A 21,386-nucleotide genomic window follows, 5' to 3' on the forward strand; every position below is an offset into this window, starting at 1 on the left:
CTAAAGTTATTTTATTTCTTCCAGATCAATGGTTAAATGAATGAAAAATGTGGAAGCAGTTTCTCTGATAATCAATTCATGCTGCTGTGGATACAGTAATGCTAAACGCTGTTTTACATTTTCTAAACCGATGCCACTGTGGAACTTTTCAGGATCGTTTATGGTCTTTAGGTGGATGCTGTTCTCCACATCAAAATACAATTTATTGGTGCTGGTTTGGAGCATGATCCGGATATGTGACGGAGATTGCATGCTGATTCCATGTTTAAAGGCATTCTCTACAAAAGGAATAAGGATCATTGGTGCAATCTGTAGATCATTTATCTGTTCTTCAATTTGAGTCTCTATCAGGATATCAGGTGACTTCAATACCCTTAATTTCTGTAAGGCAATATAATTCTTTAAGTATTCTGTATCCCTTGATAAAGAAATTTTATCTTCCATATTTTCATGCAGCATAAAGCGCATCATATCCCCTAGCATTTGTATGCCATCACCGGTACGCTGGGCTTCTTCCTGGATGGCAGTCCCATATAATGTATTTAAAGCATTGAATAAGAAATGTGGATTGATTTGTGATTTTAAAAAGTTCAGATTGGCATCAGACTTCCCCAATTCTGTTTTCAGATTTTGAATTTCTTCTGTTTTTTTCTCATTTCTGGATTTGTAGACATTCCAGGAAAATAAAGGGACAATGAGAATTTGGGTAAGGAAATTTTGTAAGCATATAATGATGGTGCTATCATCATGAGGCTGCTGCTGATAAAAGAAGATGAAGAATATTAAGCCCAGAGGGATGAAAGATACCAATGTCAGCAGGAATGTTTTGCCCATAAACCTTAGGAACCGGTAATTCTTATGTTCGAGCGCTGGGAGTACATAGTGTAAGGAGTATAGGTAGGTTAGAATCGCAATCGGGGCAACTAAGGCTAAATAGTTGATCACTAGGTATGTGGAGTGTAATAAGACAGTTGCCCCGTATAAAAACGAAGAAATGGCAAATAGTAAGGTTAAATCACGGTACAATTGGTTGCTGGTGTTTTTCTTATTACTCATGACATGCAGGACTAACATTTTTATAGAGAGGAGAATAAAAAAGTAGACGCTGATGATGCCCATTGGGAAAGAAGCATACATGAAGAGATAGATCAGTAACACTGCATTTGAAGCAGTTTCATTTGCCTTGTCAAGTTCAGCACTCACGTATAAGGCAAGAAGATAATAACAAATGGCAGTCACCACATAACCGAATAACATGGACATCCACACTGTTTGCCCCTGTAGGATGGTGGAGCGATTTAGATTAAAAATTGTGCTGATCAGCAGATCCAGGATTAAAAAAGCTGTGACCACCCATAACTCTATTTTTGTTGATTCTTTTAATTTTATCATTTTTCTTTGCTAATGTACTATGGTGTGTAATTCTCTAACACAATAGTACATAAGTTATCCTGATTGAATATAGAAATGGGCTGAAACTACTGATATATGGGCTGAATCTCAGTTGCCTGAGTTTTTATGAAATATCCGCTACAAAATAGAATCTGACAAGCATTTCTGGTCACCCTTATTTTTCGCCAAATTGCCTGGATCATTATTTAGTTCTTTTTTTTCCTTATAAAATACCTGCTTTTCATCAGATTGACCTTCATAATGACTGAAAATACCTAGCTTAGAATCAGCTAACCAAATTGAGCATTAAAGAATGATGATATCAGATATATACAGAGAGAAATCTCCGCTGTCAGAGAAAGATTGTTTTGTAGTTTTTGACCGGACCAAATCATCATTTACCTTTCCTGTACACGTACATCCTGAGTATGAATTGAATTTTGTAGAAGGAGCAGCCGGGGCAATGCGCATTGTTGGTGATTCCATTGAGACGATAGGGAATAAGGATTTAGTTTTTATCGCTAATCCTGAATTAAAACATGCCTGGAAAGATGGAGAAGGCATGGCGACTGATATTCATGAAATCACTTTACAGTTCCACCCTTCTTTAATCGAACAGTGTTTAGATAAAAAGCAATTTCAAAGTATTCAGGAGTTGTTTCGAAAAGCAGCTAAGGGAGTGATTTTTGGCCGGGAAACGACGGAAAGAGTTCTTCCGCTTTTGAGAATAATTACCATGGAAAAGGATGGTTTTTATTCTGTGATGAAGCTATTTATTTTACTGTATGAATTGTCAAAAGGGGAGGATGTCAGAGCGCTTTCCAGTGCTTCATCTCCGGAAATGACCACTAATGAAATTATGGTTAATAAGCTACATGGTTATATTTCGGGTAATGTTTCTAGGATGATCTGCGTATCCGATGCTGCTGCGGCCTTAAATATGAGCCGTTCTACTTTTGCCCGCTTTATAAAAAGCAATACGCAGATGAATTTCAGCGATTACCTGTTGGATTTCAGGATCAAAATGGCCATGCAAAAGTTGAAAAAATCTACTCCTATTGCGGAAGTGGTGTCGCATTGCGGATTTAATAGCATCTCTTATTTCTACCGCGTATTTAAAAAAGCAAAAGGAATTACCCCTGCCGAATTTCGCGACAGTCATAAGCAACAGCAGCAACTGATCATTTGAGGCAATAGTTCATGATTTGATATCAGTTCCTCTTCCATCAAAAACTCTTCGATTTGAGTGTTAAAGCACATGTACATTGGAGGTTAAAACTTGTCCATATTCATAAATCAGCAATTTTAAGGTCAATCATCTGGAAATAGGTGAAAGAAAAGAGCAAATAGTTCAAGTCTGTTGAGCGAATTGTGCAATCAGATTTCTGTCGATTTTGATTTAATGTGCTGATTTTAATGTGTTTGTCAAATTTTTTAAGCCTTAAATGAAATCAACACTGTCAAGCCTATTTTCTGTTAGATCCCTGATATATATCCAATATCAGCCCTTTTTACTCCTCTTTTACGCGATTTCGTGCTAAATAAAGAACCAAAAGTCCAATTCAAATGAGCAAATTATGCAATTTCTCAATTTCGTTTTCGGCTAACTTATAACCTATAAACCAAATCAATATTAATGTATGAGACAGCATTGCTTATCGTTCGGTTGCCGAAAGGTGATCGGAGGAGATCAAATGCCCTGTTCCTTAATAAACCAAATAAAACCAAATATGAAAAGAATTGTACTAATGCTATTCCTTGCTGCAATAAGCCTGTCTTCATGGGCACAGCAAGTGATGACTGTGAAAGGCACAGTCAAAGACACCGGCAATAACCCTTTGTCTGGTGTTTCCGTTGTGATAAAAGGCTCTCCCGGGGGCACGATGACAGATGTTAATGGAAATTTCAGCACCAATGCGGCCAAAGGAAAGGTGCTTGTTTTTTCTTATGTAGGCATGCAGAAAACAGAAGTTACAGTAGGAAATTCCACCAATATTCAAGTAGTCATGGAAGATGATGATCAGTTGAATGAAGTAGTGGTGGTAGGTTATGGTACGGTTAAAAGAAAAGACCTGACTGGTGCTGTAGCTTCTTTAACTGGTAAAGAAATGCAGGCAGATGTAGCAAAAAGCACAAGTGGTGCATTGCAGGGACGTATTGCAGGGGTTTCAGTTTCTAGTGTGAGTGGCCAGCCAGGCGCGGGAATGAGCATTGACATTCGCGGTTTGAGCTCATTGGGTTCAAACACGCCTCTATATGTGATTGATGGCGTATATGGCGATATCAATATGGTAGATCCTTCGGATATCGCTTCGCTTGATGTCCTTAAAGATGCTGCGGCAGCAGCGATTTACGGTTCACGTGCAGCTAATGGCGTAGTATTGATCACGACCAAAGGTGGTAAGAGAAATACTGCGGCTACCATTACTGCCAGTTTATATACCGGAGTTCAGAAAATTGCAAAAAAACTGGATGTATTGGATGCGCAGGAATGGAAAAATATCATGAATCAAAGTGGCTATTTACCAAAGGAAGCGATAGATTTCCAAGGTCCAGGCACCAACTGGCAAGATGAAGTTTATCGTACTGCTCCGATTTCAAAAGCAAATGTAGGCATCACCGGAGGTTCAGAAACGAGCACGTATAATGTTTCTGCAGGTTATATCAACCAAAAAGGAATCCTGATCAATTCTGGATATGAATCCGTTAACTTGCGTACAAAAAACACCTTCTCTTTCTTTAATAATCATTTACGTATTGGAAATACATTGATGTTGAATACCTCAGAGAAACAAGATAATCGACTGACCATCACAGATGCATTGCGTCAAAATCCATTGTTAGCGGTATACGATCCAAATCAGCTGGGTGGTTATGCAGGTATCTTACCTTGGATGAAAAATATGGACAATCCTGTCGGAGCTTCCAGGTTATTTGATAACAAACTAAATAAAACAGACATTCTCTTGAATGCTTATGGAGAGGTAGACCTGGGCATTGAAGGATTAAAATACAAATTGAATTTTGGATACAACAGGAACATAGGGAACTATTATAATGCCAATGCTCCCTACAATTTTGGATCTGGTGCAATCCAATCCAGACTAAGTCAATCTGCTAATTTTAACACCCAGTGGCTAATTGAAAATACCTTGCATTTTGACCGTACTTTCGGTAAACATACCATTTCGGCCTTATTAGGTTATTCTTCTCAGGATAATAAAAATCCTGCTTTTGGTGCCAGTCGTACTGATATTCCTTTTGGAACAAGTACGATCGGTGCAGGTTCTACGCTTCAGCAGGGAACTTCCGGCTCTTTACAGGAATATTCATTAGTGTCCTTATTTTCCAGAGCCATGTACAGCTATGATTCGAGATATCTGTTTTCTGCTTCCGTTCGTAGAGATGGATCTTCGCGCTTTGCAGATGGCCACCGTTATGGGGTGTTCCCTTCTGTTTCTGTCGGCTGGAATATCATGAATGAGCAGTTCTTTGGCAGCTTAAAAAACACAATTAGTGAGTTAAAAGTCCGCATGAGTTATGGGGTGCTTGGAAACCAGGAAATTGGCAACTATGCAACTCAAAGTATCAGCAGCAGCGGAATCAATTATATTCAGGGTGGAACCTGGTGGATGGGCAGCAATACCGGTATCACTTGGCCTTCACCGAAAAACTTAACCTGGGAAGAGACAAAAACCAAAAATATAGGTTTGGATGGCAGCTTCTTTGGAGGTAAGTTGTCGCTAACCGCTGATTATTATATCCAGCAAACTGACGATGTGTTATTGAGCATCGCTATGCCAGGTTCGACAGGTATCAATGGCAGTCCGACTATGAACGCCGGTATCATTAAGAATAAAGGTTTTGAAATGCTGTTAAACCATAAAAATACGATTGGTGAAGTCAGCTACAATATTGGCGTCAATGGATCTGTAGTAAGAAATAGAGTAGAAGCAATTACTGTAGGTAGCTCAAAGCAAGAATTTGGAGGCTATAATCCACAAGGAGAAGGAACCATTACCTGGGCAAAAGTAGGTGATCCGATCGGTGCATTTTATGTGATTAAAACTGCTGGTTTGTTCCAAACAGATGCAGAAGCACAAGCTTATAAAACTCCAGCAGGAAAGGTAATTCAGCCGAATGCTAAAGCTGGTGATATCCGCTTTATAGATTACAATGGTGATGGACAAATTACTGATGACGATCGTCAATATGCTGGTAGTCCATTCCCGGATTTCAGCTACGGTATCCGTGGTAGTATAGCTTACAAAGGTTTCGACCTGGGTATTTTCTTTGATGGTATGAAAGGAAATAAGATCTACAATTATACCCGGGCACGTATGGAATCTATGAATGAGTTTACCAATTTCGGTGCTAATGTGTTGAATGCTTGGACGCCGGACAATAGAGATACGGATGTTCCCCGCTTTACGCAGCAAGATGAGAATAAAAATAGTCGCCGTGTGAGTGATCGCTGGTTAGAAGATGGTTCCTTTTTCCGCTTGAAAACCATAGAACTTGGTTACACTTTCTCTAATAACCTGGTCAGCAAAATCCATGTTAGAGACCTAAGAGTCTTTACTTCCATGGAAAATGTGTTCATCGCGACTAAATATAAAGGGTATACCCCGGACCTTGGTCAGAATGACGATCAGAATGGCGGTGGATCAAGCACCATGTCCAGAGGAACAGACCATGGCCGTTTCCCTTCTTCAAGGACCCTGATTTTTGGTCTCCAATTAAGTTTTTAATCATAAAAAAAAGCTAAGCATGAAAACGAATATATTGAAGCAACTGTCTTTTGTTGCAATACTGGCGATCTCTATAGGAGGTTGTAAAGAAGCTGATTTTCTGGACAAAGTGAACCCAAATCAAGCTGTAGAGAAAACTTTCTGGGTTTCCGAAGCGAATGCACAATCAGCAATAGCTACTGTTTATTCTCCTATCCGCGGACAAATGTATGGCTACTATGGAGGCTATACCGGATGGCATACCATGAACCGCGCAGATGATGTCTGGTTTATTTTAGGGGAGGAGATGCTGAATTGGGAACCGGCTACTTATACGAATACCGCGAATACTGCAGAAAGTGATTTCGGCAGGTTATACAATACCATCAACCGTGCAAATGTCGTGTTGAATAACATTAAGAGAGTGCCAATGAGCGAGGCAAAAATCAATGAACTTTCTGCCGAAGCAAGTTTCCTGAGAGGCTTTGCCTACTTTCTGTTGGTGACCAATTTTGGAGATGTACCATTACGCTTGATTCCTGCTACCGAAAGTACGGATGAAATCATGAAGCCATCTTCTCCTGAAGAACTGGTATGGAAACAAATCGAAGCTGATTTTAAAACAGCAAAACAATATTTACCAATTGTACGCCCAGCAGCAGAAGCAGGAAGGGTAACTAAAGGTGCTGCGATTGCTTATTTAGGGAAATCGTACAATTATAGAAAGATGTATACAGAAGCGGAAGCAGAATTGAGTATCCTCATGAAAGCCCCCTATACCTATGACCTGACCACTAAATTCGAAGATAACTTCAATGAAAATACAGAGCTAAATAAAGAATCTGTTTTTGAGTTAATTTATGACGGAAGCTTTGGTAGTGGCTCCTGGGGCTCTGAAGAAGCCACCAGTACGCAGGGCTTTGTGATTCCTAACTTTGTGGGTCCTCAGGGAACAGGCGGCTGGTTTAAATGGATGCCAACAGCAGCTATTGTGGCGGATTTTGTGGCGGAAGAAAGACCTGCTGGTTCAGATACCAGATTCGACAAAAGAATGTACACCAGTTTCTTCTGGAAGCATTCGGATTTTGAAACAACGATACCTGATGGTGCCTGGTTTGGTAACCTCTCTTTTGACCAGATCTGGGATGCTTCGGCGACGAAACGTTTGAGAGGAGAGCCGGATTATCCAACCATAAATGGTAAAAAAGGTCGCTTCCTGATCAAGAAATTTACCAATTTTTACAAGAATGAAGCCGATGCAAACAGCATGTACAATCAGAAAAACCAGAACAATAACCTACGTTTAATGCGTTTTTCAGAAGTACTTTTACTGCATGCAGAGGCCGCAATAAAAACAGGTAAAACAGGGGATGCAGCCAATGATTTGAAGCGTATCCGCGACCGTGCAGGCCTGGCTAATAAAACATGGACTGGGACAGAGGATTTATGGAAAGAAGTAATTCATCAGAATGAACTGGAATTCTTCTTTGAAGGTCACCGGTTCTTTGACCTGAAACGTTTCTATACCTATCCTGAGATGAAACAAATTTTGGTAAACAATAAAAAACAAGGTGCTGATAACTTCCAGGCCAAACATTTTTACCTGCCAATTCCTCAGAATGAACTGAATACAAATACTGCGATTCAGCAGCATCCTTTATGGAGATAATAAAATGAATAAAAAAAATAAAAAGGTGGGCCGGAGATTTATTCTTTCCCGCCTTTTTTAATAGATCATGAAATGATTGGAAATAGATGTTATGGGCTAAAAACAGGAATATTGTGCTTTATATTCCTATGCTTTACGGCTTGTAAGAAAGACAAGGTGGTGATTCTTCCTGCGGGAACAGCGTTCCAAAATTCCTTGGAAGGGATGCTGAATAATGGCATTCTTCTCAACAGTTACAGCAAAGAAAAAGAGAGTTATGTTTTTCATTTTGAGACCGGAGATATTGAAGTTCCAGAAGCGCTGGTACTGAATATCCAGGATCAGCCTGATCTTTGGAAAACAGTAATCCAGTTTAAAGATAAAGTTAGTCTTGCGATACCTTCTAAAGGAAGTTCCCTGGATTTTATGGTAAAGGATAAAGCGTTAAACCCTTCTGGATTTAATCCTTTGGCAGCAACAGTAGAGGTATTGCTGCCCGGAAGGGGACGGGTACAGGTAATTGTGGAAGGAAAGCCAGGTACAAATGGGAGTATACAGCATCTGTTTCTCGCTTCAAACCCCAGACAAACCATTCCGGTATTCGGGCTGTATGCCAATTATAACAATCGGGTGGCTCTAGTCTTTACAGATATGGAAGGCAAGGAGCGTGGGCGTACCTATATCCAAATACAAACGGCGGCATTGGATCTGAAGGCTTTTCCTGCTTTTGAAACCGTTGTGGCACAAAAAAGCCGTATGGAACCTGGATTAAACCTGGTGAGTTACCCCGGCGAAAGTGAAATCGATACCTCCTGTCCTTATATGGTTGATGCGGATGGCGAGATTCGTTGGATATTGCTGTTGAAACAATCGCCGAAACTACAAAGATTAGCAGCCTCAATAGGTTTAAAAAGAATGAAGAATGGGAATTTCCTTAGCGGAGATGGACAGGAAAGTCGTATTGTGGAGATCGATCTGTTCGGGAACCTGGTTAAAGAATGGGATTTGAAAAAATTAGGCTATACTTTCCATCATGAAGTAACGGAAGCTGCGGATGGCAATTTTCTAATTACTGTTTCTAAATCCGCAGCGCGTCTGCTCAATGGGAAACCAAGAATTAATGATCATATCATTGAATTAAACCCATTATCAGGTACGGTTGTGAAGGAATGGGATTTGGCCAATATGCTGGATACTGCCCGTTACGACCATCAAGGTGATTTGTCGGGCGTAGATTACAGTCAGACACCAGTGAATTGGGCACACAACAATTCCATTGCAGCAATGGGGCCTGATTTCCTCGCGACAGTACGTTTTCAGGGCATCATGTCTTTTACGAGAGGAGGAGCATTGAAATGGCTGATTTCACCGCATAAAAATTGGAGCAGCGCTTATCAGCAATATTTATTATCACCCCTGGATGCAAAAGGACAGATGATTACTGACCCAAAGGTAATTTCTGGTGCGATTGCACATCCTGATTTTGACTGGTCCTGGGGAATGCATACACCTGTACTCATGCCAGATGGCAACATCTTGGTTTTTGACAATGGATATAACCGTCATTTTAAGGCTAAAACACTGGGTAGTTCAGATGGATACAGTCGGATTGTAGAATATAAGGTAGATGAAGCAAAGAAAACGGTGCAGCAGGTATGGGCTTACGGAGAAAGCAGGGGAGCGCAAGGTTTTTCTGCGGCACTTTCCGGGGTTCAGTATCTGCCGGCAACAGGTCATGTGCTATTCTGTCCGGGGATGGGCGTGAAAACGAATAATGGATTAGGAGGAAGAGTGGTAGAACTTGATCCGAAGACAAAGGAAGTAATTTATGAATTGGAAATTACAGCACCTAGTGTTTCCGCTTTCCATCGGGTCACACGGATGCCTATGTATCCAGATAATAAGTAATTATCTAAATAAGCCAATGGCTTCCTTTATGGAAGCCATTGGTGTTTAAATCCAGGCTGTTCGCCCATTTGATAATTGAAGTTAATTTTGCGGCCTGCATATTCCAGCACATCACAAATGCGGACAGGCATATTTAAACTACATTGATAGATTTCCAAACGTTCTTCTTCAAAAGTGGTAATTTCCGTGAGGAGCTGGAGCGACTGTTCTTGAACCACTTCATCGGGAATTTGGATACATACCTGTTCATGAACCTTACAGTCTGTTCTTCCAATAGTATAAATATCTCCCAGATGGATTCTTTCAGGATGGAAATCCGATTGCGTTAGTCTGGTGTTTTCCTGTTTGTAATTTAATAACTGGGCGGAAACCCGTATGTTTTCAGGGATGAATATAGCTTTTTCCTGCATCTGTGGAATCAGGTTTAGCATGATGGCGACCTGAGGCTCTTTTCTTAATGCATTTAACATCGTTTCAGAGATGACCAGATGAATGGCCTGATCTGCTGGAAATGTATATTGAGTCGCGTCAGCACAAATCCATTCCTCAACATAGGCTTCCAGGTCTAATTCCCGATATAATTTCTTTGATGCAGTTAAGGAACGTTCATTGATGTCTAATAGGTGGAACCTGATTTCTTCAGGACTGAATAAAGTAGTAAATGGGGTCACTAAAGTTGCATAAGGTCCACAGCCTGCGTAAAGAATGTGTAACTGCTCAGCAGGAAAAGATTGCTGAAGTTTTAGAATCGCCTTATGGATACCTCGGATGAACATCGCTGTTCGCTGTATTTCCAGTAAACAATGTGCTGCACCAGTAGGTGAAATGGCCTTCCCAGAAGGTAAATATAGATCTGTATCGTTCATGTCTCCTGCCGAAATCTCAGTATGAGAGGAATAGAGCCGATGTAGCTCATGAAGGTCATCGTAGATGTCTTTGAAATTGTTGGGTTTGAATAAGAGGGTCTCTGTCGACTGTTTTAATATCATTGTGGCGTTATATTTGATTTGAAAATACACAAAAAGAATTTAGGTTATAAATTATCTATATCTTCCTGCTATGAAAAGAGCGATGATCTATATTTTCTTAATGATCGGTATGATCGGTATGATGGGTTGTCGGAATAGCCAGCCAGTTACTCCGCTTCATCAGCAGACAGTACCTGTCATCAGTCATTATGTAACCAACAATTTTCCCCATGATACGAGCTTATTTACAGAAGGGTTCTTGTTTCATGCAGGCAGGTTGGTAGAAAGTACCGGTGCTCCGCTACAACTTACAAATACCCGCTCATTAATTGGTATTCAGGACCTGAAAACCGGAACACTGGATATTAAAGTGGTATTGGATAAAGCAAAATATTTCGGAGAAGGAATCGCGATCTTAAAGGGGAAATTATACCAGCTGACCTATAAAAATCAATTGGGATTTATTTACGATGCCAGCACATTTAAAAAGATCTCGGAGTTTAAATATGCGAATTTAGAAGGCTGGGGCCTGACTACCGATGATAGAAGTCTGATCATGAGTGATGGGACTGATAATATAACCTACATCAGCCCGAATACCATGTCGCCATTAAAAACAATTTCAGTAACGGAAAATGGACAGCCACTTACGCAGCTGAATGAGCTAGAATTTATTAAAGGTTATATCTATGCAAATGTATACGGTACCAGCTTTATCGTTAAAATTGACCCCTCAAATGGTGATGTTGTAGGTAAACTGGACCTGACTAAGGTCGCTGTTACCGAGAAAAACATGAATTCCGGGGCTGCGGAAATGAATGGGATCGCTTATGATCCCATCGCCGATAAGGTATACATCACCGGTAAATTATGGGCACATATTTACGAAATTGACTTCAATAAATAAACCAAATTACATGAAAATTTATACCTTATTGTTCTTTATGAGCTTTATGGCAGTATTTCAGCTGCGAGCTCAGGAGGAAAGAAAAGACTTCAAACAATTTTATGATCAGCATCAGCTAAAAGGTGTTTTCGTACTTTACGACCAGAAAAAAGACCGCTACCTTTATTATAATAAGAAGGAATCAAATAAAGAATTTCTTCCTGCCTCTACTTTTAAAATCTGTAATTCTTTGATTGCCTTGGAAACCGGTGTGGTTAAAGATCAGTACGAGGTTTTTAAATGGGATAAACAGCAGCGTAGAATTCCGGAATGGAATGCCGATACCGATATGAAGCAGGCATTTAGAAATTCTACAGTTTGGTTTTATCAAAATCTAGCGGCAAAAATAGGCGAAGAGCAGATGAAATATTGGTTGCATGAGCTCGAGTATGGCAATGAAAATACTTCTGGAGGAATCAATGGCTTTTGGCTTTGGGGTGGATTAAGAATCACAGCAATGCAGCAAATTGACTTTTTACGAAGATTACAGGGAAATAAACTGCCGCTTTCTAAACGCAGTATGGAAGTCGTAAAGGAAATTATGATCTCTAAAAACGTTGATGGAAAAGTGGTTCGTGAAAAAACTGGTGCTACCAAACAAGATGGATCTTACCTGGGTTGGCATGTTGGCTACCTGACTACAAAAGACAATGTCTACTATTTTGCCAATTGTATCCAGACAGAAGACAAAACTGAAGGTTTTGAATCCGGCAGGACAGAAATCACTTTCCAGATCCTTCAGCAGTTGAATATTTTAAAAAAATAGAAAAACTAATCCCATCGTTCTATATTTAAGCGGCAATCATCACTGTATTCATATGAATTACATCCTAAGGAAACTCCTGGAGAATTATAAAGAGAATATTCGATTGAATTTAAACCTTATTAGAATATTTATCGCAATGCGCTTCACTGGGAGTGCATTTTTATTTAAAAGTAAAAGTTTTGTAAAATAAATAAGTCTAAGTACTTGTGTATTAATTACACTATGATTATATTGGTTTAACGGTATTTTTATTAAAGTGCCAAAATATTGACCAAACGAACCAAATCATTAATTAAATCCTAAAGCTTATGTAGCGTAATCTTAACTAACCCGATTATTAACTATCCTAACCAAATATCTTTATGCTTAAAATCACACCAACTCTCAAAAGGGGCACTCTCCTTTTGCTGGCTTGCCTGTCCCTATCCTTTGGGCTCAGCGCGCAAGTCAAAGTCACCGGTAAGGTTACCAGCAGTGACGACAAGTTACCCATTATCGGTGCTACCGTAAAAGTCAAGAATACGGCCATAGGAACGCTGACAGATCCGAACGGCGCTTTTGCAATCAATGTCAAACCTACAGATATCCTTTCCGTCTCTTTTGTAGGTTATGTTACCAAAGAAATCCTTGTAGGTAAGCAAACCAATATCAATATTGTATTAAATCCAGATGCGAATAGTTTGAACGAAATCGTGGTTACTGGCTATACCAGTCAGCGTAAAAAAGACCTGACCGGTTCAGTAGCTGTTGTTAATATTACACAGTTAAAAGAGCAGCCTGCAGCAAGTGCTGTAGAAGCTTTACAAGGTAAAGCACCTGGGGTTCAGATTGTGAATGATGGTGCGCCAGGCTCTACACCACAGATTCGCATCCGTGGGATAACTACGATCAATAATAATGATCCACTATATGTTATTGATGGGGTTCCTTATGAAGGAAAGCTGAGCTGGTTAAACCAGAATGATATAGAAAGTATGCAGATCTTAAAAGACGCTTCTTCTGCTTCAATTTATGGGGCAAGGGCGAATAATGGGGTCGTGATCATTACCACAAAAAAAGGAGTAGTGGGGCCGCCACGTATTACTTTCGATAGCTATTACGGCAGGCAGGTGCCAAGAAAGGGAACGTTCCCAAAAATGTTGAACCCTATGCAGTATGCGGAGTATATGTTTGCCTCCTATAAGAATGCAGGGTTGCCACCTGATGTTGGTACTAATTATGGAACTGGGGCAACGCCAACACTTCCAGAATACCTATTGGCGGGTAGCGCAACAGGGCAAAAAATTACAGCTGCTGATGTGGATCCTTCTAAATACAATTACAGTACCGATCCTGCAACTTTTTATCAGATCACAAAAGCGAATCAGGCAGGTACCAATTGGTTTGATGAAATCACTCAATCTGCACCAATTCAAAACTATCAGCTGAGTGCAGCTGGAGGAGGTGAGAATGCGACTTATAGCTTTTCTGCCGGAAGTCTCAATCAACAGGGAACAATCAAATATACCGGCTTTAAACGTTACAATGTCCGCGCAAATACGAGCTTTGCCGCATTGAATAAAAGACTGCGTTTTGGGGAAAATATTCAGTATTCCTATTCTGAAGGCTATGGTATTGGGGTAAACCCTAATGTATCCGGAGAATATCAGGATGAAGGCAGCCCGATTAGCTGGGCCTATCGGATGAATACCATCATTCCTGTCTATGACATCAAAGGGAATTTTGCAGGTAGCCGAGGCAGTCAGCTGGGTAACTCAGAAAATCCACTGGCCACCTTATACCGTGGTAAGGACAATGTAAATAAGAGCAACTTCTTCTTCGGAAATGTTTTCGGAGAACTTGATCTGATCGATGGCCTGACCGCTAAAACAAGCTTTGGTCTCCGCTATGAAAATTATAATGGCCTTACTTTACGTTATCCCAATCTGGAATTCTCTGAAGGAAATAACTCGAATAACCTGAATGAATATTTTGGTTATAATAACGAGTGGACCTGGACAAATACCCTGAATTATAACAAAGTATTTGCGGAAAAACATCGCTTGAATCTCTTGTTAGGTACAGAAGCCATCAGCTCCAGAACCCGTCGTGTGGATGCGGGACGCAATGATTTCTTCGTTCTGGGTGATTTGGATTACTACTACCTTGGCGTAGGTGCCTCTAATATCAGCAATGGTAGTACAGGTACAGTTGCCAGTTTGTTCTCTATATTTGGACGGGCAGATTATTCCTTTAATGACCGTTACCTGGCCAGCTTAACGCTTCGTCGTGATGGATCTTCTAACTTTGGACCAGAAAATAAATATGGATATTTCCCGGCAGGAAGTGTGGCCTGGAGACTTTCTGAAGAGGGCTTTATGAAAGGTAAAGTCAAATGGATTGAAGATTTAAAACTTAGAGTAGGTTATGGGGAAACTGGAAATCAAAGGATTCCTGGATTTCAATACCTGAACAGGTACCAATCTTCTCTGATCAATGCGGCCTATAGCTTTAGTGGCGACAATAAATTGACTTCTGGAGTATGGCAGAATAATTATCAAAATACCGCTGTTAAATGGGAGTCTTTAAGCTCGCTGAATATCGGTTTAGATTTTACCTTGTTTAATTCAGTGTTGGATGGATCGGTAGATTGGTACAATAAGAAAACCAGTGATATGCTTTATCCAGTGCCATTACCTGCTACCAATATTGGTATGGGAAGTTCTCCATATGTGAATGTGGGAGATATGAGCAATAAAGGAATTGAATTCAATCTGGCTTATCATTATGGAAAAGTAGACAACAAGCCTTTCAAATTTGATATTGGCATAAATTTCTCTAAAAACAAGAATGAAATTGTAAAATTGGCACCTGGAATTTCAGAGCAGATTTATGGTGTCTTTAGAAGTTTGCGAACCAGTATTCTTAAAGAAGGTTTGCCATTCGGTTCTTTTTATGGCTATGATGTAGTCGGCATTTATCAGAATGAGAGTGATGTGAGTCAGAGTGCCTCCTATCCTAAGGCCCGAGTGGGTGGCTTGAAATATAGAGATGTGAATGGCGACAATGTGATTACACCAGAAGATCGTACCATTATTGGTAATCCAAATCCAGACTTCTTGTACGCATTGAGCTTCAATGCTTCCTATAAAAACTTCGACATTTCGATGTTCTTTAATGGGGTACAGGGGATTGACTTGTATGAAGCAACCAGGTATTTTACAGACTTCCAGACTTTTCCAGGTGCTAAAAGTAGTAGATTACTGGATGCCTGGAGCCCATCAAATACGGGTAGCTTAATTCCTTCACCAAATGCTAATGCCGGTGATTACGAATTAGAATCCACCAGTTATTATGTACAGAATGGAAGCTTCTTACGTATGAAAAATCTTCAGATTGGATATTCCCTGCCTGTCGACAAAGTGTTCGGACCTAAATGGGGAGTAAGCAAAGTAAGGGTTTATGCCAGTGCTACGAATCTGTTTACCATTACCAAATACAAAGGACTAGACCCGGAAGTAAGTCAGGAAACAGAAACCTATTCTGCATTAGGTGTAGATAGAGGGATTTATCCAAGTCCGCGTCAGTTCCTGATCGGTTTAAGTGTAGGATTTTAACAATTAAACAAGAAACGTATGAAAAAGATTAACTATATCATATTCGCGATATGTATGATTACCGCAGCAGGTTGCAGTAAGTCGTTTTTAGAGAAGAATGCGCAAGCAGAACTGATTCCTGAACAATTGACCACACAAAAAGGAGTAGAAGCACTGTTAACCGGTGCCTATGGACTTTTAAATGGGAATTTAAACGGTACCTGGGGTAATTACGGGGCTGCACCAAGCCAATGGTTATTGGGGGAGGCGATTTCTGATAATGCCCATAAAGGAAGTTCCGACGGTGATCAGCCCAATATGACTGCATTAGAAATACATGAGGCAAACAGTAACAATGACAATTTAGAAAACCTTTGGGTACGTTGCTTTGAGGGAATCGTTCGCTGTAACAATACCTTGAAGTACCTGGCCCTGGTACAGGCTTCGGATAAAAGTTTCCCAGCCGATAGAGCTGCTGAAATTGCAGGAGAGGCTAGATTGCTGCGCGCACACTACAACTTTTACCTGGTAAGGGTGTTTAAAAATGTGCCCCTGATCACAGAAACGACTACTGAATCTGCCGTAGATAATATGAAGGACATTTATCCAGCTATTGTGGAAGACTTGAAGTTTGCAGTAGCCAACCTGAAACCTACCAGTCCCAAAGGAGAAATCGGCCGGGTGAATCAGATTGCCGCAAAAGCTTATTTAGGAAAGGTTTATTTATATCAGAAGAAATACCTGGATGCCTTGCCTTTATTTAATGACGTGATCGCTGCCAGACCAACGATTGAAAGTCTCCCCTTTACTAATAACTTTGATGTAACCAAAGAAAATGGGCCAGAAGCTATATTTTCTGTGCAGCATTCTGTGGGGACTGATGGAACAGGTGGTGAGAACGGAAATGTGGGTGACATGCTTAATTTTCCTTACGGTTCCACACCGATCAGTTGCTGTGGCTTTTTCCAGCCTTCTTTTGATTTGACCAATGCTTTCAAAGTAACGCCGGATGGTTTGCCTTTTCTGGATGGCAACTATAGACTTAAACCATATATTTCTGATTATGGAATGACGGATGCAGAAAAGTTAAGCTATGTGTTGGATAGAACTATCGAATTTGATCCAAGGGTAGATTATACCATGGGTAGAAGAGGCGTAGAATACCTGGACTGGGGTATCATGCCAGGTGATGCCTGGATCAGAGGAGTTACCATCGGAGGTCCTTTTGTGGCCATAAAAAATGTAATTAAGGCTTCAGAGATCGCCGGTAATACTGGTCCTGGAAATCCAAATGTGACTGGCCTGAATGTAAACATTATCCGATTGGCAGATGTCTACCTGATGGCGGCAGAATGTGAAGTGGAAGCTGGTAGTCTTCCATTGGCAATGAATTTGGTCAATAAAGTAAGAGCAAGGGCTGCTTTATTGCCTAAAAAACAAGCTGTTGGCGGAAATGCAGCTGTGTATAAGGTAAATCCTTACCTGAGTTTTCCAGATCAGGTGTATGGACGTAACGCCGTACGTTTTGAACGCCGTATGGAACTGGCCATGGAAGGACATCGTTTTTATGATTTGGTGAGGTGGGGAATTGCGAAAAAAACCATGACAGATTATTTTGCATTTGAAGGGACTTATCTTAAGTTTCTAACTAAGGCTGTAATGGAAGATAAGGATGAATATTTCCCGATCCCTCAGAGTCAGATCGATCGTAGTAAGGGAATATTGAAACAAAATCCAGGCTATTAATAAATTGATTTTGCTTTAAAACCGGCTGTCCTCTCTTCATGGACAGCCGGTTTTTTTTTGAATTGGAAATCCCGGAAAGAGAATCAAATAATGCTAACTTTGATTGAGTACCACCTTAACCATAATACAACCAATACAATTACATGAAGAAAATTATTTTATTGTTTTTTGCCCTGTTGATCTCCGTATCTGGATTTTCACAAGGCATATTGTCACTGTTTGCACGTTCTGAGGAATTTATGAAAACAATGGAGCAGGAGAAATTTCAGGACGCACAGGGATTTTTTGATGTCAGCGTGCAGTCTAAGATCTCTGCAGAAAACCTCCAGACCATTTGGAGTACCTTAACCAGCAACTATGGGAAATATGTGAGCATGGATGCTGTGCAAAGTAAAACCGAAGGGGAATATTTCACGGTATCTGTGGATGCAGAATTTGAAAAAGATACACAAGGTTTTCTACTGGTCTTCAATAAAAATGAAAAGTTAGTAGGCCTTTTCCCAAGACAAGTGCAAAGGGCTTCTTCTTATGTTAGACCTGCCTACGTGGATACCGCTGCCTATAAAGAAAAAGAAATTAATGTGACTACTCCCGGACATAGTTTGGTGGGTTTGTTAACTACACCTGCTAAAGGAGCTAATTTCCCATTAGTGGTGTTTTTACATGGCTCTGGCCCTGCCGATATGGACGAAACTGTAGGTCCAAATAAACCTTTTAAAGATCTTGCTGGTGGTTTAGCCAGTCAGGGAATTGCCAGTATCCGTTATGTAAAAAGAACATTGGCCTATTCCGGTGATTTTAGTAAAGCATTTACCGTAAAAGAAGAAGTGCTGGATGATGCCCTTGCGGCCATCGCATTAGCGAAAACTATTCCTGGCGTAGATAAGAGTAAAATCTTCTTATTCGGACACAGTATGGGTGGGATGCTGGCGCCAAGATTGGTCCTGCAGGTTCCGGACATTAAAGGCATTGTACTCGCTGCGGCACCAGCAAGGAAATTGACCGATCTGATTGAAGAACAGAATAAATATGCTGTGGCACAGGCGAAGGATACCACAGGAAACTTACAGAAACAATTAGATGAGGTGTTAAAGCAAACCGCACAGACGAGGTTTACTACCATAGGAAAGATGAAACCGGATTCCTTGATTCTAGGTTTACCTGTTGCTTACTGGGCGGATATCAACCAATATGATCAGGTTGCAGCCGCGAAAAAGCTGACCAGACAAAAGATCTTTGTAGCTCAGGGAGCGTTTGATTTCCAGGTTGCTCAACAGGATTTTGACTTATGGAAAGCTGCATTAGGTAAGAAAAGCAATGTGACACTGAAGTTATATCCCGATTTAAACCATTTGTTTATCCCTCAAACAGAAAAGGGAAACACTTCACAGTATGGGATACCTGGGAGTGTTTCAGGAACCTTGGTCGAGGACTTAGCCAACTGGATAAAAGCTAAATAAAAAAGAAAGGGGGGATTATTTCCCCCTTTTTGCCATGACTTGTTTGTGCCATTGTTTCATCACTTTTCGGCCTGCAAGCTCTGCTTTTGCTGCGTTTTTATGGCTGGAATCCAGCTGCTTAAAAACGACGTCTGCCAGCTCATTCATAAATTGTTCATGATTTTGCATATCCTCCTCTGAACGCTCTTCCTGGGCAAGATAATAAAGAAAGAAAAGGGTAGCCCAACGCTCATCGCCGTCTGGCTGACTGTAATAAAAAGGGAAGGAAACCCTATCCACAAATTTTTGAAGAAATGCCTGCGGTTCTACTTTAAATATATCGCAGAGCACGCTAAAGTCTTCCGGGGGATCAATGGTGACGTTTATTTTCATAAGCTTATATATTTGGTTAATTTTAATTGATGGCCAGGAGCCGCTGATAGTAGCTGTAGTAGATTTCCTGGTATTTATTTACCCGCTGTTCATAGTCCCTGATGATAAATAACCAGAGGTGAAGCTCCTGTATCTGGTCTATAAACTGTACCTGCAGCGTTCTATGTGCACTGTTACTGGGCAGCTCCTTACTGATGTTTAAAACCTTATAAAAAAAGCCCATTGCTTGGTTTTCTACCACCCTTTTGAGTCCCACATTGGCATGGACAATAGCCAGGGAAATCTGCGACATAAAATGCTGAAGGTATTCTTCCGGAGAACAGTTGTGTAGCTCACAAAGCAGGCAGAAATCCATTTTAAGCTGTAAGGTCTTGCCATCTTCCATCACTAAAGTGGTGTTCTGGGTTCTGGAACGTTCTATAAACGCAAAGATTTTTTTTACCAATGGCGCGCACATCTTCCTTTTTCTAGAAGGAGCTAAGTCAGGTGTGACCGAAATCTTGATGATCTCCCGAATATACCTTAAGATCGGCTCCCGATTTTTTATAAAAGCAGAACCACTTTCTCTGTGGATAGAAAGAGAATAATTTAGAAGCGTATTGGTCGCACATCGGTAAATGTCTTCAGACTTCTGGCTCAAGGAGTCATAAAACGAAACATGGTCTATGAAAAGTTGCAATACCTCTGGAATGGGTAACTGATAGGTTGCACAGGCAATCTTAAAATCCAGTGGAATGGTGGGGAAGATAGGTTTCTTGGTTTTCATGGTTGAATTGTTCTAAGTCATCACATTTTTTATTCCGGTCATTTCTGTTTCCTGCAGGATGCCCATATTATTCAAATACTTTTTCATACATGCAGCCATTGTCCTTGGACTTGACTCTTTTGAGTTTTGGGAAATCATTCTTTTTTGTCAAGCTGAGCAAGGCAGTCTGGAGGTGTCTTGGTGAAAGGGACTCCGATATCGTGCTGCGGCATTTTTGGTAAATTTGAAGCGGAGACTGGGGCATGTAAAACAGCTTGCCTTCAAAAAGCACATTGAGGATGGCTACCGCTTGAGCCTCAATTGACTGCTCTGTGATTTTATGGACATTGTGCTTCGTTTCGTTCTCTATAAGGTGAAAAATAGGCGTTTCCCCGCCTTCCTTTTCCAGCCTGGTCATCATGAACTCTGTTTTTACCTGACTGCTGATTTTTATCAGCTGATATTCGCTCTTACTGCTTCCGTTTTCAATACTGGGGATCAAACCCCTTAATGATGGCTCTTCCACCGCATGCTGGAAACAATGCATGTCCTCATAGGTAAAACCAATGCTGTTGAGCTCTTCTTTTTGTTTCATATAATCATTGGTATAACCCATTAAGAAAGAAACTTCTGAAGTGCTGTAACCCTTAGCTATTCTTTTAATCATGAAGCTGTATAACATCCCCACATTTACCGGGGAAAGCATTGCTTTATAAATTAATGGTGACGAACAATTGTGCTTATTTTTCATACTATATTATTGTAAATTATATTATATGTACATATAATCAATACAAACGTATGTATAATATGTCTATTTAACCAAATGGTGTATAGTTTATCTTTCTCATTTATATATTTATCTATACTTATTATTAGAAAAACCATATTAATCATGACAAAATTAGGAGAGTATCTAGCAAAAAGATCTGTGAACAAATCGCAGGTAGCCAAAAGAACAGGCTTAACAAAAGCAAGAATGAACGAGCTCACTTTAACGGATACGGCCAAGTTGAGAGCAGAAGAACTTTACCTGATTGCCTTGGCCATCAAGGTGAACCCTTGTGAAATGCTTTGCGATCTTTGTGAGGGTGTAGCATTGGTCTCAGAAAGTTAAATTATCTTTAAGA

15 protein-coding genes are annotated in these 21,386 nt (G+C 40.4%); 10 read left to right on the forward strand and 5 right to left on the reverse strand.

Annotated elements, in window-relative coordinates:
• Nucleotides 1-6 precede the first annotated feature (6 nt).
• Nucleotides 7-1,392: a sensor histidine kinase gene (locus AQ505_RS04005; protein WP_062546982.1), complete on the reverse strand. Its 1,386-nt coding sequence runs from the start codon at nt 1,390-1,392 to the stop codon at nt 7-9.
• A 313-nt stretch (nt 1,393-1,705) separates the two neighbouring features.
• Here AQ505_RS04005 and AQ505_RS04010 point away from each other — a divergent pair, with 313 nt between their 5' ends.
• The 4 genes from AQ505_RS04010 (at nt 1,706) to AQ505_RS04025 (ending at nt 9,678) form a co-directional block, all read left to right on the forward strand.
• Nucleotides 1,706-2,581: an AraC family transcriptional regulator gene (locus AQ505_RS04010; protein ID WP_231635018.1), complete on the forward strand. Its 876-nt coding sequence runs from the start codon at nt 1,706-1,708 to the stop codon at nt 2,579-2,581.
• A gap of 541 nt (nt 2,582-3,122) precedes the next feature.
• Nucleotides 3,123-6,143 carry a SusC/RagA family TonB-linked outer membrane protein gene (locus AQ505_RS04015; RefSeq protein WP_062546983.1) on the forward strand — a complete coding sequence of 1,007 codons (3,021 nt, stop codon included), beginning with the start codon at nt 3,123-3,125 and terminating at the stop codon, nt 6,141-6,143.
• A 19-nt stretch (nt 6,144-6,162) separates the two neighbouring features.
• Nucleotides 6,163-7,791 carry a RagB/SusD family nutrient uptake outer membrane protein gene (locus AQ505_RS04020; protein WP_062546984.1) on the forward strand — a complete coding sequence of 543 codons (1,629 nt, stop codon included), beginning with the start codon at nt 6,163-6,165 and terminating at the stop codon, nt 7,789-7,791.
• A gap of 72 nt (nt 7,792-7,863) precedes the next feature.
• A complete protein-coding gene (locus AQ505_RS04025) occupies nt 7,864-9,678 on the forward strand; it encodes an aryl-sulfate sulfotransferase (protein WP_062546985.1) in 1,815 nt (604 codons plus the stop codon).
• A 26-nt stretch (nt 9,679-9,704) separates the two neighbouring features.
• Here AQ505_RS04025 and AQ505_RS04030 read toward each other — a convergent pair whose 3' ends face one another.
• Nucleotides 9,705-10,667 (reverse strand): class I SAM-dependent methyltransferase, encoded by a 963-nt coding sequence (locus AQ505_RS04030; RefSeq protein WP_062546986.1) that lies wholly within the window; start codon nt 10,665-10,667, stop codon nt 9,705-9,707.
• Nucleotides 10,668-10,737: 70 nt separating this feature from the next.
• Here AQ505_RS04030 and AQ505_RS04035 point away from each other — a divergent pair, with 70 nt between their 5' ends.
• The 5 genes from AQ505_RS04035 to AQ505_RS04055 all read left to right on the forward strand — a co-directional run bounded on the left by AQ505_RS04035 (nt 10,738) and on the right by AQ505_RS04055 (nt 19,139).
• Nucleotides 10,738-11,553 carry a glutaminyl-peptide cyclotransferase gene (locus tag AQ505_RS04035; RefSeq protein WP_062546987.1) on the forward strand — a complete coding sequence of 272 codons (816 nt, stop codon included), beginning with the start codon at nt 10,738-10,740 and terminating at the stop codon, nt 11,551-11,553.
• Between the two features lie 10 nt (nt 11,554-11,563).
• Nucleotides 11,564-12,358 carry a class D beta-lactamase gene (gene blaOXA / locus AQ505_RS04040; protein WP_062546988.1) on the forward strand — a complete coding sequence of 265 codons (795 nt, stop codon included), beginning with the start codon at nt 11,564-11,566 and terminating at the stop codon, nt 12,356-12,358.
• A 362-nt stretch (nt 12,359-12,720) separates the two neighbouring features.
• Entirely contained in the window at nt 12,721-15,954 is a 3,234-nt protein-coding gene (locus AQ505_RS04045) for a SusC/RagA family TonB-linked outer membrane protein (protein ID WP_082461412.1), read from the forward strand.
• An 18-nt stretch (nt 15,955-15,972) separates the two neighbouring features.
• Nucleotides 15,973-17,679 carry a RagB/SusD family nutrient uptake outer membrane protein gene (locus AQ505_RS04050; RefSeq protein ID WP_062546989.1) on the forward strand — a complete coding sequence of 569 codons (1,707 nt, stop codon included), beginning with the start codon at nt 15,973-15,975 and terminating at the stop codon, nt 17,677-17,679.
• A gap of 143 nt (nt 17,680-17,822) precedes the next feature.
• Nucleotides 17,823-19,139 carry a DUF3887 domain-containing protein gene (locus AQ505_RS04055; RefSeq protein ID WP_062546990.1) on the forward strand — a complete coding sequence of 439 codons (1,317 nt, stop codon included), beginning with the start codon at nt 17,823-17,825 and terminating at the stop codon, nt 19,137-19,139.
• Nucleotides 19,140-19,154: 15 nt separating this feature from the next.
• Here the strand turns inward: AQ505_RS04055 and AQ505_RS04060 are convergent, their stop codons facing one another.
• The 3 genes from AQ505_RS04060 to AQ505_RS04070 form a co-directional block, all read right to left on the reverse strand.
• Nucleotides 19,155-19,511: a hypothetical protein gene (locus AQ505_RS04060; protein WP_062546991.1), complete on the reverse strand. Its 357-nt coding sequence runs from the start codon at nt 19,509-19,511 to the stop codon at nt 19,155-19,157.
• Between the two features lie 22 nt (nt 19,512-19,533).
• The gene (locus AQ505_RS04065; protein WP_062546992.1) at nt 19,534-20,277 is read right to left on the reverse strand and encodes a hypothetical protein; all 744 of its coding nucleotides are present in this window, start codon (nt 20,275-20,277) and stop codon (nt 19,534-19,536) included.
• A gap of 67 nt (nt 20,278-20,344) precedes the next feature.
• Complete coding sequence (locus tag AQ505_RS04070; protein WP_062546993.1) at nt 20,345-21,007, reverse strand: hypothetical protein; 663 nt, start codon at nt 21,005-21,007, stop codon at nt 20,345-20,347.
• Nucleotides 21,008-21,151: 144 nt separating this feature from the next.
• Between AQ505_RS04070 and AQ505_RS04075 the strand changes: the two genes are divergently transcribed.
• Nucleotides 21,152-21,373: a helix-turn-helix domain-containing protein gene (locus AQ505_RS04075; RefSeq protein ID WP_062546994.1), complete on the forward strand. Its 222-nt coding sequence runs from the start codon at nt 21,152-21,154 to the stop codon at nt 21,371-21,373.
• The last annotated feature ends 13 nt before the right edge of the window (nt 21,374-21,386 follow it).

It is taken from the genome of Pedobacter sp. PACM 27299, assembly GCF_001412655.1.
Classification (GTDB): domain Bacteria; phylum Bacteroidota; class Bacteroidia; order Sphingobacteriales; family Sphingobacteriaceae; genus Pedobacter.